Origin of the sequence: Haliea sp. E1-2-M8 (assembly GCF_030649675.1) — a bacterium.
GTDB lineage: Bacteria > Pseudomonadota > Gammaproteobacteria > Pseudomonadales > Halieaceae > Haliea.
The window spans coordinates 1-12,475 of sequence record NZ_JAUTDR010000012.1; the positions used below are offsets into that span (position 1 = coordinate 1).

Annotated in this window: 7 protein-coding genes and 1 tRNA gene; 2 read left to right on the forward strand and 6 right to left on the reverse strand. The window is 60.7% G+C overall.

The window, feature by feature from the left end; translation table 11 throughout:
- Positions 1-207 precede the first annotated feature (207 nt).
- From Q6D67_RS11410 to Q6D67_RS11420, 3 genes are read right to left on the reverse strand one after another with little or no spacing between them, the layout of a single operon-like run.
- Positions 208-540, reverse strand: a complete 333-nt coding sequence (locus tag Q6D67_RS11410; RefSeq protein WP_370551957.1) for a type I restriction-modification enzyme R subunit C-terminal domain-containing protein — start codon at positions 538-540, stop codon at positions 208-210.
- Between the two features lie 27 nt (positions 541-567).
- Complete coding sequence (locus Q6D67_RS11415; RefSeq protein WP_304705741.1) at positions 568-1,584, reverse strand: CNNM domain-containing protein; 1,017 nt, start codon at positions 1,582-1,584, stop codon at positions 568-570.
- Positions 1,581-2,957, reverse strand: a complete 1,377-nt coding sequence (locus Q6D67_RS11420; RefSeq protein ID WP_304705742.1) for a hemolysin family protein — start codon at positions 2,955-2,957, stop codon at positions 1,581-1,583. Before Q6D67_RS11420 ends, Q6D67_RS11415 begins: the two co-directional genes overlap by 4 nt.
- Positions 2,958-3,470: 513 nt before the next feature.
- Here Q6D67_RS11420 and Q6D67_RS11425 point away from each other — a divergent pair.
- Complete coding sequence (locus Q6D67_RS11425; protein WP_304705743.1) at positions 3,471-6,245, forward strand: HAD-IC family P-type ATPase; 2,775 nt, start codon at positions 3,471-3,473, stop codon at positions 6,243-6,245.
- Between the two features lie 147 nt (positions 6,246-6,392).
- On the opposite strand, the gene Q6D67_RS11430 is transcribed toward Q6D67_RS11425, so the two are convergent.
- The 3 genes from Q6D67_RS11430 to rne form a co-directional block, all read right to left on the reverse strand.
- Positions 6,393-7,561, reverse strand: a protein-coding gene (locus Q6D67_RS11430) for an IS3 family transposase (protein WP_304705744.1) whose coding sequence is annotated in 2 segments (ribosomal slippage) — positions 6,393-7,312 and positions 7,312-7,561 — 1,170 coding nt in all. Because the reading frame shifts where the segments join, the coding sequence is not laid out codon by codon here.
- A gap of 230 nt (positions 7,562-7,791) precedes the next feature.
- Positions 7,792-7,879, reverse strand: a tRNA-Ser gene (locus Q6D67_RS11435).
- 99 nt (positions 7,880-7,978) lie between these two features.
- A complete protein-coding gene (rne, locus tag Q6D67_RS11440) occupies positions 7,979-10,909 on the reverse strand; it encodes a ribonuclease E (protein WP_304705745.1) in 2,931 nt (976 codons plus the stop codon).
- 607 nt (positions 10,910-11,516) lie between these two features.
- Between rne and rluC the strand changes: the two genes are divergently transcribed.
- Positions 11,517-12,473 (forward strand): 23S rRNA pseudouridine(955/2504/2580) synthase RluC, encoded by a 957-nt coding sequence (rluC, locus tag Q6D67_RS11445; protein WP_304705746.1) that lies wholly within the window; start codon positions 11,517-11,519, stop codon positions 12,471-12,473.
- Positions 12,474-12,475: the final 2 nt, after the last annotated feature.

Sequence of the window (12,475 nt, forward strand, 5' to 3'; positions counted from 1 at the left end):
GGGGAAACAGGGTGGGGAAACAAGGTATTAGCAGCAAATAGATTTGGCTGGTTTCTATAGCACATGAGTTGCCCGTTTTTGGCCGAAAGTACGCTAACGCTGGTGATGCGAGGCGCTGGAAGAAAGGGGCTATCCGGGCAGAGAGCCCAAAAAATTCCCCCTGTTCTGTACCGGCTGCCTGGGGCTCGTCGAAACGACCTTTCCCGATTAGCCGTTTTCGGTCCGTAGTCCCAGATGAACCTCCTCCAGTTTCTGAAAGATTCCTTCGATTAAGTTGTCCTGCCCCACGAACAGCCCGTCTGGGCCGCCGTCGTGGAGGTTGCTGAATGGGGGTTCGTACAGGGCTTCTGGGCCCATCACTCCCCGCGCTGTCAGCTGGTGAATGATCAGCTTTACAAAACGGATCTGGTCACTAGTGAGACTGCGGTCAGTGAGGAACAGGGAGAAGGCGGACTGGGCAGTGCTTCGATCCATGCCGACCCATTGAGTTATATAGAATAGTGGGGATGGGTCAGGGAGCTCATGGCATGACCTGCACAGTGTCCTCGAGTAGCTGGGGAATGGACGTTACGGAACGGTGGCCGCCGGCAGCACGCGTTTCAGAATGTCGGCAAGTGTGACAACGCCACTCATGCGACCTTCGCTCATGACTACCGCAAGTTGCACGCTGGATTTTCGCATGCGGGCGAGCGCCTCGTAGACCGGAATTTTGGCGTCGAGTACAAAAACTTTCCGCGCTATCTCATGGGCGGGCCGATCAGCTGGCTCCAGCAGGGTATCGCGTACGTGAACCACTGCGGGCTTGATGCCATTGGCGCCGAGTACCAGGATACGCAGGTGGCCCGACTGGATTGCGGCGACGCGAATATCTGCTACTGTTGCGCCCCGCACAACGTGCACCGGCGTTTCACCCTCGGTAATCAAGGATTCCAGGGGCAGCGAGCCCAGATCGATCAAGCCCGAGAGCTGCTGCTGCATCTGGGGTTTGAGCGTGCCGACCTTACCCGAGTGTTCAACGAGCTGCCGGATGGTGTTGATGTCCTGCCCGCCAACGGCGGCGCTCTCAACGGGCTCTACCCCCGAAGCCTTCACCAGCCGGTTGGCGATCCGATTCACCCAACTGAGCAGCGAGCGCAGAGGCCAGATGTACCCCCTGGAAATGATACCAATTGCCAGAGCGGACTTTTCCGGGTGCGCGATAGCCCAGGATTTTGGCGCCATCTCGCCGACAACCAGGTGCAGGAAGGTAACAACGAAGAGCGCAAGTCCGAACGCCGCTCCGCCGGCAGCCCAATCCGGTAAGCCCCACGCCAGCAATATGGGGCCAAGCCAGTAATCGACCGCAGGCTTCGTCACCGCACCGAGGGCGAAGGTACAGAAGGTGATGCCCAACTGAGCTCCGGCAAGCATCAAGGTCAAATCATTCATACCGCGCAGCGCGGCTCGAGCAGAAGGGCTGTTCTCCGCCAATTCCTCCAGGCGGTGACGGCGAGCACCGAGCAAAGCGAATTCAATGATGACAAAGAAGCCGCTCAGGGCGATGAGCGTGATGGTCACCAGCGTGACAGTCAACGGATCGTTCATCGGTCTTCCTCGGGCACTGGCACATCAACCAGCCGCACACGGACTTCGGTTGGAACGTGCCGCTCAATGCGCAGGACAGCAACAACGAGCCGGCGGCGCATTGGGTCCTCGGAAGCCAGTTCGGCAGCTTCGACAGGCAGATCAACGTTTACAATGTCACCCTCCGCCGGCAGCGCTCCGAGCTCCGCGATGAGCATGCCGGCCATGGTCTCGACATCGCCGCGCGGCAGACGATGGCCGATGGCCCGCTCAACCTCGTCAAGATGCACATCGCCCTCCATGATCCAGGTGTCCTCGCCTTCAGGTACAACGGCCTCGCTGATTTCATCATCGTGCTCGTCAGTTATCTCGCCTACGATTTCCATGGCAAGATCCTCAATGGTAAGCACGCCGGCGAAACCACCGTATTCATCAATGATGCAGGCGAGGTGGTTCGTCGACTGCACCAATTGGGCGAGGGCGTCCGGTAGTCGCATCAGCGTGGGTAACACCATGGGGGGCCTCATCACCGAGGCGACAGTCTGATCCGCGTCTCCGGAAGCGAGGTGCGCGAGTACGTCCGCGAGGTGCACAACGCCCACCGGGGCGTCGTCGTCATCGATTACGGGGTAGCGGGTGTGAGCGCGTGCCATGAGACCACGCAATTCCTCGAGCGTTGTCTCAGGGTCCACCCAGTCGACCTGTGATCGCGGCACCATCGCGTGCTCGATGTCGCGCTGCGGAAAATCGAGAATACGATCCATCATCAGCGAGAGTTCAAGCGGCAGGTCGCCGCTGTCACGCGAGTTGGCAATGATGTGCGGAAGATCGTCCGCGGACGCACTGACGTCGAGATCGTGCACCGGTTCGATTCGCAACATGCGCAGCAAAAGGTTGGCGGACTTGTCGAAAAAACTGATGAGCCAGCCAAAAACTGACATATAGAGCAAGGTGGAACGGGCGAGCCCAAGGGAGAGCGGTTCAGGATTGGCGATGGCGAGATTTTTGGGGTAGAGCTCGCCGAGAATCATCTGAACAAGCGTAGCGACGACCAGCGCCATTACTGTGCCAACCGTTATGCCCGTCGCAACGGACATACCCGTTCCCTGGAGCAGAACCCCCATCGACTCGCCGACAAGTGGCTCAGCGACATAACCCACCATCAGGCCGGTAACGGTAATGCCCAATTGGGCCCCCGAGAGCATAAAGCTGGTGCGCTCCGTTACGGCGAGCGCGCGCTTTGCCGATGCGTCACCCGTTGCGGCCAACGCGGCGAGCCTCGTGCGGTCGACCGCCATGTAGGCGAATTCCTGCGCAACGAAGTAGGCGTTTACAGCGATGATTGCCAAGATGACCAGAAGGCCGAGTAGCAGAGTGAGAAGCGGTTCAATCATCGGGCTGCCTACCCGCATTCAGAAAAAGCACGGGTACATCGTGTTGCAGGTTCAAGGTCCCAAAAGGGGTTCCATGCATCGGGAAGGCATCAGGCGAAATCATATCTGCAAGCGGGCTGTGCGGTCCAGACATTACGCAGGTTCCATTGTTACATGCCTGCTGCTCAGGTATCCGCGCGAAGACTGTGGGCGGGAAGGGGAGCTTGATCGGCCCACCAACCCGGCTCGGCCGGAAGGTTGCATCGACGATGGATAGTTCAATTGCACCCCACAGGATGGTCTGAATTTATATAGTCGATGCAGGGGTTCTTTTCAAGGGCCTACTGGATTTCCGGAAAACAGCGCGGTAGCCGGTATCATGGCCATGATGCCGGTCATAACCCGTGCGAGCTTCCGGAATTCCCCCGGAAGCGCCAAAGTTATAGAGTGACGCACGTAACTGGACAGTGCGTGGATGCAGCCGATCCAGTGGCGCGGCAGGGTCTTGCGCCACGCAGTCCCGGAGGATTTTCGATGACTGACTCTGACAGATCCTGGCATGCCCTGCCGGTGGAGGAGGTGTTTGGCGTGCTGCATGCCACCTCTGCGGGCTTGTCCGCCGTTGAGGCGGCAAGGCGACTGCAAGAATCCGGCCCAAACCTCATCCCCCGGACCACCAGCCGACCCTGGTACAGGATACTACTACACCAGTTGGCCGACCCCATCGTCTATGTACTGATAGTCGCGGCACTTCTGGCCTTTGTGATGGGTAAGGTTGCGGACAGTCTTGTCGTGTCCGCAGTGGTGTTGCTCAACACCATTATCGGGTTCGTGCAGGAGATGCGCGCCAGCAAAGCCATTGAAGCATTGAGCGTCATGGTGTCCCAAAACGCCACGGTGCTTCGGGAAGGTGAGTCAATCCTGGTCCCTTCCGGCGATATCGTGCCGGGCGACGTGATCCTTTTGCAACCGGGCGACAAGGTTGCCGCCGATGTGCGCCTGTTTGAAGTCAACGGGCTTCAGCTCGACGAGGCAGTTCTCACAGGGGAATCGGTGCCCGTGGGCAAGCAGGAGGCGCCGACTGAAAGCAATGCAATAGTTGGTGATCGCCTCTCCATGGCCTTCGGCGGAACCCTGGTTACCGCGGGCACTGCGGATGGCATCGTGGTGGCCACCGGCGCCAGCAGTGAGCTAGGTCAGATCTCCCGGCTTCTGAGTGAGACGGTTGAACTGGAAACGCCGCTGACACGGCGAATCGCCAGGCTTGCACGGGCTATCACCGTGGCCATAACGTCCGTGGCAGGGCTGATTTTCCTGGTGGGTATGTGGCGCGAGAACTCGTTGCTGGACAGCGCGCTGGCAGCGATCACCCTGGCGGTGGCGGCCATCCCGGAGGGGCTGCCGGCGGTTATTACCATCGCCTCGGCAATCGGCGTGCAGCGCATGGCCCGACGCAGGGTGATCATCCGTCATCTGCCCGCTGTGGAAACCCTGGGCAGTACCACGGTCATCTGCACTGACAAGACTGGCACCCTCACCCGCAACGAAATGACGGTCGAGGCCCTGTGGACACCCACCCTTGAGATCGAGGTGACAGGGATCGGCTATACCCCGGAGGGACAGTTGCGAGTGGCAGGTCAGGATCTTGATCCCCTGCCGGACGATGTCCGCGAGCTGCTCGTCGCAGGCGCACTCTGCAACGATTCAAATCTGGTTTGCACCGACGGCCACTGGAGTATCGTCGGCGACCCCACCGAAGGGGCCTTGGCAATTGCGGCACTCAAGGCAGGCTTGGAGGAATCAGTGTTACAGGAGACCTTTCCCCGCAGGGGGGAGATTCCCTTCAGCTCAGAGCGTCAGTTCATGGCAACCCTCCATGACGGCGACAGCGGCAACCCGGTCGTTTACCTCAAGGGCGCCCCGGAAGTGATTGCCAGGATGTGTACGCACTTCGCCGACGGGCAGCTTGTTTCCGCAGATCTGGTTCACGAAGCTGCCCACACCCTGGCCGCGCGCGGAATGCGGGTGCTGGCACTGGCCAGGGGCACACTCAAGCCCGGCAATTCAGATCTGCAGGTAGCCATCGAGCAGCGAGATCTGTGTTTTCTGGGTATTGCCGGCATGACCGACCCGCCCAGAGAGGAAGCCATTGAGTCCGTCAGAGCCTGCCAACGGGCCGGGATAGTAGTCAAGATGGTCACCGGAGATCACGCCGCAACCGCGGGCGCCATTGGCCGGGAGATCGGCCTGTTTGCCTCCGCTGACGCCGAAGCAGGGGTGGTAACGGGGCAGCAGATTCACGATAGTTCTGATGATGAGCTGATCAGCCTTGTTCGTACCACCAACGTGTTCGCCAGGGTCGCGCCGGAACACAAGTTGCGCCTGGTAAAGGCTCTGCAAGCGGATGGCCAGGTTGTGGCCATGACCGGAGACGGGGTAAATGACGCCCCCGCCCTGAAACGTGCAGAAATCGGCGTTGCCATGGGTATAAATGGCACCGCTGTGGCCCGCGAAGCCGCGGACATGGTACTCGCCGACGACAACTTCGCCTCCATCAGTGCGGCGGTTGAGGAGGGGCGTCGCGTCTATGACAATCTCGCCAAGTCGCTCGCGTTCGTTCTGCCCACCAGTCTCGGTCAGGCGCTGATCATTCTCGTCGCAGTGCTGTTTTTTCCCGTCACCGACGGCCATTTGCTGATGCCGATAGAGCCCGTACAAATTCTCTGGGTGAACCTGGTGGTGGCCATCGCCCTGGCGTTGCCGCTGGCCTTCGAGGCCAGGGAGCCGGGGCTGATGGATCGCGCACCCCGACCACCGAATGAACCCTTGCTCAGCCCTTTCCTGGTGTTCCGAACCGTTCTCGTGGGCGTATTGATGACGCTGGGGGCAATCGCGCTCTTCCTGCGTGAATACCATGCTGACCTGCTGGCCGGCGTTCCGACCGAGCTGGCGCGGGCTGAAGCGCAGACACTGGCTGTTACCACCATTATCCTGTTTCAGATGCTGTACTTGCTTAACTGCAGGTCACTCACTCAGCCGCTCTGGCGCATCGGGCCGTTCAGCAACAGCTGGGTCTACGTAGGCATCGGTTCGACGCTCGGTTTGCAATTTGCATTTGTCTACCTTGAACCACTCAATCGCCTGTTTCATTCCAGTCCAATGGATGGCGTCGACTGGTTCCAGTCAGGCGCCGTGGCACTGGCAGGATTTATCATTATTTCCCTGGAAAAGTGGTACTGGAGAAGAAAACAGGCCAACACTGCGATTCGCTCTGGGGCCCGGGCTGACTGCCAATCCCCCCGCGTGTAAGAATTCTGCCAATGTTGTGTTTGGCCGGTAGTCCGCTCGGTAAGAACACAGTGCCTGGTTGTTATTCAATTCATCGCCTGAAGAGGTGTCTCCGGTGGGCCAGGGATGAATCACAATGGAGTGGTCAACCAATTTGTGACAACCCAGTTAAGCTGCTTTCTTCATTTCAACAATGGCTGATTCATAATCATTCGGACTTGCGTAGTCCAGCGTAGAATGCAGCCGCCGACTGTTATAGAACATCACGATGTAATCGAGAATGTCCTGTTGTGCCTCAGCGCGGGTCTGGTAGTGCCGCCACTGCACGCGTTCTTTCTTCAAGCTCGCGAAGAAGCTCTCCGCGACCGCATTGTCCCAGCAGTCTCCCTTGCGGCTCATGCTGCCAATGAAGCCATTAGCCGTTAGCAAACGCCGGTAGGCTTTGCTGGCGTACTGAGAGCCGCGGTCTGAATGCACTATCAAACCCGCCTCCGGTCGCCGTTGCCAGAGCGCCATGCGTAGGGCATCCGTCACCAGCCTGGCCTTCATCCGCGAATCCATGCTCCAACCCACCACCCGACGGCTGAATAGGTCGATGAACACAGTCAGGTACAACCAGCCTTCCCGGGTCCAGATGTAAGTGATGTCAGTCACGTACGCCTGATCAGGTCCCGCAGCGGTGAATTCGCGGGCCAACACATTGTCGAACACCGGCTGCTGGTGGTCGCTATTTGTTGTTACCTTGTACTTCTTCCGGTACCGGGCATTGACGCCAGCCTCGCGCATCAGCGACCGGGCCCGGCGTCGGCCTATGGGATGGCCCAGGGCGTTCAGGGCGCGCTTCATCCGCCGGGACCCATAGCTGTCACCGCTACCTTTGGCGATTTCCTTTACTGCTGCAATCATCGCCTCGTGCTCGGGATCCGGCAGTCTGTCTCGCTGACGCTGGCTATGCCGGTAGTAGGCATTTCGGCTCACACCCAGAAGTCGACACATCACGTCAACCGGCCAGGCCTTCTTGTGCTGGGTGATGAACGCGTATTTCACCGCGTTTCCTTGGCAAAGAAGACCGTCGCCTTTTTTAAGATTTCTTTCTCCATCTTCAGTCGGCGATTCTCCTCCCGTAACCGGCGAATCTCGGTCTGTTCCGCTGTCAGCTTGCCATTGCCCCGGAACGCCTGCCCCTCCGGTGCCTCGTGCTCTCTGAGCCAACGGCCCAACATGTTGGCATTGATCTCGAGGCTACGCGCCGCCTCAGCTCGTGAATAACCCTGCTCCAGCACCAGGCTGATAGCATCTAGCTTGAACTCCTTCGAGTACTGCTTTCTTGTGGTCATATCCCATCTCCAGTTTCAGGGTATTATCCTTAACTGGGTTGGTCACATCCATTCAACCACTTCACAACAGCCTCAGGGCTGTTGTGACCCCTTCGGGGCTTCGGCGCTGGGCGCCTCGTTGCAAAACGCTCCTGAGGTCGCGTTTTGTCGAACGGGGGTTCGAACCAGGTCCTGGCTCACGTGGAAACAAATAAAAAGGGGCACCCTTGCGGGAGCCCCTTGTATTTGATTGGCGGTGGGCCAGGGATTCGAACCCCGGGAGGGTTGCCCCTCAACGGTTTTCAAGACCGCCGCTTTCGACCACTCAGCCAGCCCACCGGATTGTTTTCCCGCTTTGCGCGGGAGTGCGCGATTATACAGTGCCCATGCACGCGCACAAGAGTCTGGACCCCAGTGCGCGGACTTTTCAGGCCTCGATCAACCTTCCGCTGCCTCCCTCATGTCAGCGCCGGACCGCGGTCCGCGCGGATCGTTGCTGGCGCGCGGAGCATTCTGGCCGCCGCTCTGAACCGGGGGATACTGTTCTTCCCGGAACAGGGTGGGATGGACGGTGGCGATCTCGACCTGTGCTACAGGCCGCGGCGCTACCCTGGGGTCGTTGGCGGCACGGCCATCGGCCGTGATGCCCGCGGGTTTGCTGGCAGCAGCAGGCGCGGGGGCGGCAGCAGGGGTAGCGCTCGGAAGTGCTTCAGCAGCGGGGACTGCTGACACTTCCGGCTCTGGTTCTGCTGTTGCAGCCTGGGCCACTTCGGTTTCTGCGGCCTCAGGCGCCGCCTGATCCACAGGGTCCGCGGTTTCCGCTTCCAGTTCCGCCGTGGCAGCTACTGCAGGTTTGGCCTGTTCGGCTTCACCTTCGTCCACCATATCCTGCCTGGCGGTGTCTGCGGGGGCCTCTGCGACTGTGTCATTTTTGACCTCAGCCGCAGTCACCGGTGCATTGGCCTCGGCGCGAGTCTGGCTCGGATCGATCGCCTGTTCCGCGCTGCTGTCGTCGCTGTCTGCCGCCGCAGCGCCGCTCTCTGCAACGGCACCATCGGCCACCACACCATTTTCCGCCTGGGCGCGCGGGCGACGACGGCGACGGGGCTCGCCGCGTTTCATGTCACTGGGGCGCTTGCGCGGCTTGTCAGCGTTTTCTTCCTGCAGCTGGGCAAAAATTTCCAGACTGTCGTCATCGCTGGCATCAGTGTCCATATCCAGTGGCTGCTCGACGGCTTCCGGGCGCTTTTCGCCGTCGGGGCGACGACGGCCCTTGCCGCCACGCCTGCGCGGCTTGGGTGCTGAGGCCTGCTCTTCGGAGGAGTCGTCCTGCTGTTGGCGCGGCTCGTTCTTCGCAACAACTTTTTCCGGCTTCTCGTTTTTCGGCTGCTCGTCCCGTTGCTGCTCGCTGCTGCGTTCGTTGCGTTCGCCGCGTTCGCCACCACTGCTGCGCCGACGGCCGCCGCGACTGCGCTTGCGGCCGCTGCCACTGCGGCTTTCTGCCTTTTTCTCTGCATCGGCGTCCTGCTCTGGTGCAGCGGGCTTGCGCGGCTTGGCGGCAGGTTCATCGACCTTGGCCGGCTCGCCGAACAACATGCCCATCAGGCGTGACACCATGCCGGTTTTGATCGGCGCTGCGGCGGCCGTTGGCTCTGCTGCCCTGGCTCTGGCCCTGCCACCCCTGTCGCCACGATTGCGTGGGTTCCGCTCTGCGGGGACCGCTGTTGCCTCGGGTGCAGGTGCCGGGGCCGGTTCCGGTGCCGGCATCTGCGGCGCCAGGCGCTGTACTGCCGCCTGCTGGGTCGGGATGTTGGCGGATTGGCTGTCGCTGATCAGGTCGGCATCCGGCACGGCGATGTCGATCTTGTAGCTGACTGCGCGGTCTTCGCTCACTTCGTCATCGCGCAGGCGCGAGACTTCAAAGTGCGGCGTTTCCAGGTTGGGATTGGGAATGACCAGGAGTCGGGCCCGGGTCACCAGCTCGATCTCGGACAGGGCGGCGCGCTTCTCGTTTAGCAGGTAAGCGGCTACGTCCACCGGGACGATACCGCGGACCTCGGCGCTGCGGTCCTTGATGGCTTCCTCTTCCATAAGGCGGAGGATGGACAGGGCCAGCGACTTGGTGTCCCGGATGGAACCCTGGCCGGTGCAACGCGGGCAGATGATGGCGCTGGTTTCGCCCAGGGAGGGGCGCAACCGTTGGCGCGACATCTCCAGCAGGCCAAAGCGGGAGATGCGACCGACCTGAACCCGGGCCCGATCCAGTTCCAGGGCGTCGCGCATGCGATTTTCCACACTGCGCTGGTTTTTCGCTGCGAGCATGTCGATGAAGTCGATCACGACCAGGCCGCCCATGTCACGCAGACGCAGTTGGCGTGCGATCTCGTCCGCGGCCTCCAGGTTGGTCTGCAGGGCGGTGTCCTCGATGTCGGTTCCCTTGGTGGCGCGGGCCGAGTTGATATCGATGGAGACCAGGGCTTCGGTGGGGTCGATCACGATGGAGCCGCCTGAGGGCAGGCGCACCTCGCGCTGGAAGGCGGTTTCGATCTGGCTTTCTATCTGGAAGCGGTTGAAGAGGGGGATGGAGTCTTCGTAGCGCTTGATGCGGTTCTTGTACTTGGGCATCACCATGCTGACGAACTCTGACGCTTCGGCGAAGGCGTCGTCGGAGTCAATCAGGACCTGGTCGATATCGTCGCGCAGGTAGTCCCGCACGGCGCGGATGATGACGTTGCTTTCCTGGAACAGCAGGGCGGGGGCTTTGACTTCCTCATTGGCGGTGGTGATGGATTCCCACAGCTGGAGCAGGTAGTTCAGGTCCCACTGCAGTTCTTCGGTGGTGCGGCCAACGCCGGCAGTGCGGATGATAACGCCCATGCCGTTGGGGATTTCCAGGCCGCTCAGCGCTTCGCGCAGCTCGCTGCGGTCGTCACCCTCAATGCGCCGGGAAATGCCGCCGGCCTTGGGGTTGTTGGGCATCAGGACCATGTAGCGGCCGGCCATGCTGATGAAGGTGGTCAGGGCCGCGCCCTTGTTGCCGCGCTCCTCTTTGTCGACCTGAACGATAATCTCGGTGCCTTCCTTGACCACTTCCTTGATTTTGAGACGGCCCTCGACACTGCCCGGATCCTTGTAGAAGTACTCGCGGGCGATCTCCTTCAGCGGCAGGAAGCCGTGGCGCTCGGCGCCAAAGTCGACGAAAGCGGCTTCGAGGCTGGGCTCGACACGGGTGATTTTGCCTTTGTAAATGTTGGATTTCTTTTGCAGACGGGTGCGGTTTTCGATGTCGAGGTCGTACAGACGCTGGCCGTCAACGAGGGCAACGCGCAGCTCTTCGGGCTGGGTTGCATTGATAAGCATTTTTTTCATGTTTGCCATTTACCTGGTGCGCGCAGGCCTGGCGGGGCGGGGAATCAGCCATACAGCCGGCATATTCGCCGGACATAACCGTGTAGACGGGCCTGGTCACTACTGCTGCCGGCCGTTGAGGCCAGGTGGCATTGCGCCAGTGGTTCTACTCAGTACGCTCAGATGATTTGTATTGCGGCGGCGGTCCTGTTGAGGATCGCCGCCAGGCAACGCCGGAAAAGTCGCCCGCGCTGGCGCGGGCCTGGCCTTTTTGTTAGGGTCGCATCACCTGACGAATACGACCGCGTTGCCTGAAGCTAAACTGATTCTGTGACCCGGCATAGCTGCTGCGCGGTTCATAATGTATCGTCGCGAAATCGCCTGTGAAGGCCCGGGGGCAGTGCCCGGCGGGTTGGCGCGCGCCGACATCCGTTGTGTGCCTGCACTAGCAAGTGCGGTTATCATCTATCCGCCGGAGCCTTGCGACTACTTCGGCAGGCCCTGCTGTCAGCGGAATGATTGCGTCGTGCGTCGGAGGCAAAAACAGTGCCCCGAGCCCGGCTACACGGGCCGGAGTATATCCTGAAACCCCAAGTGCTTCAATTATCAAGTGATTTGCAAAAAAACGATGAGTGAATCCAGCTCCAGGCAGGTGACAAGCGGTGTCCGTCAACTGCTGATAGAGGCCGACAGCGCCGGTCAGCGGCTGGACAATTACCTGCTGAAGGTGCTCAAGGGTGTGCCCAGGACCCGCATCTACCGCGGTTTGCGCAAGGGCGAGTTTCGCATCAACAAGGGCCGGGTCAAGGCGGACTACCGCCTGGTGGAGGGCGATGTGCTGCGAGTGCCGCCCCTGCACCAGCCGGAGCCGGGGGCAGCACCGGTGATTCCGGGGTTCTGGGCGGGCCAGATCCAGTCCCGTATTATCTATGAGGACGCGGGGCTGCTGGTGGTCAACAAACCCTCGGGCCTGGCGGTCCACGGTGGCAGTGGGCTGAACTTCGGCCTGATCGAGTGCCTGCGCCAACTGCGTCCCCAGGATCGGTATCTGGAATTGGTGCACCGCCTGGACCGGGATACCTCCGGCTTGATCCTGGTCGCCCGCAAGCCTGCGATTCTCCGTGAGTTGCACCGGCAGCTGCGCGGGGAGGGCGTGGACAAGCGCTACCTGGCCCTGGTGGCGGGGCGCTGGCCCAGGGAGCGGCGTATGGTTGAGGCACCGCTGCAGAAAAATATCGTCCAGTCCGGTGAACGCATGGTCAAGGTGGCGAAGGAGGGCAAGGCCTCGGTCACCGGGTTTGTCGTATTGGAGCAGTTCCCGGAGGCCACATTGGTGGAGGCGCGCCCGCACACCGGCCGGACTCACCAGATCCGGGTCCACGCCCAGTTCGCGGGTCATCCGATTCTCGGTGATGACAAGTATATGGATGATGCCACCGCGGCGTTGGCGCACAGGCTCGGGGTCAGGAGGCTGTTTCTGCACGCCCGGTCCCTGTCTTTCACGCTGCCGGATCAGCCCCGTCTGCAACTTGATGCGGCGCTGGATCCGGAGCTCGAAGAAATATTAAAAAGTATGCGCAAGTAACT

Coding starts and splice junctions, on each gene's coding strand:
- rluC (WP_304705746.1), top strand. CDS start 11,517: ATGAGTGAATCCAGCTCCAGGCAGGTGACAAGCGGTGTCCGTCAACTG.
- Q6D67_RS11425 (WP_304705743.1), top strand. CDS start 3,471: ATGACTGACTCTGACAGATCCTGGCATGCCCTGCCGGTGGAGGAGGTG.
- rne (WP_304705745.1), bottom strand. CDS start 10,909: ATGAAAAAAATGCTTATCAATGCAACCCAGCCCGAAGAGCTGCGCGTT.
- Q6D67_RS11415 (WP_304705741.1), bottom strand. CDS start 1,584: ATGAACGATCCGTTGACTGTCACGCTGGTGACCATCACGCTCATCGCC.
- Q6D67_RS11420 (WP_304705742.1), bottom strand. CDS start 2,957: ATGATTGAACCGCTTCTCACTCTGCTACTCGGCCTTCTGGTCATCTTG.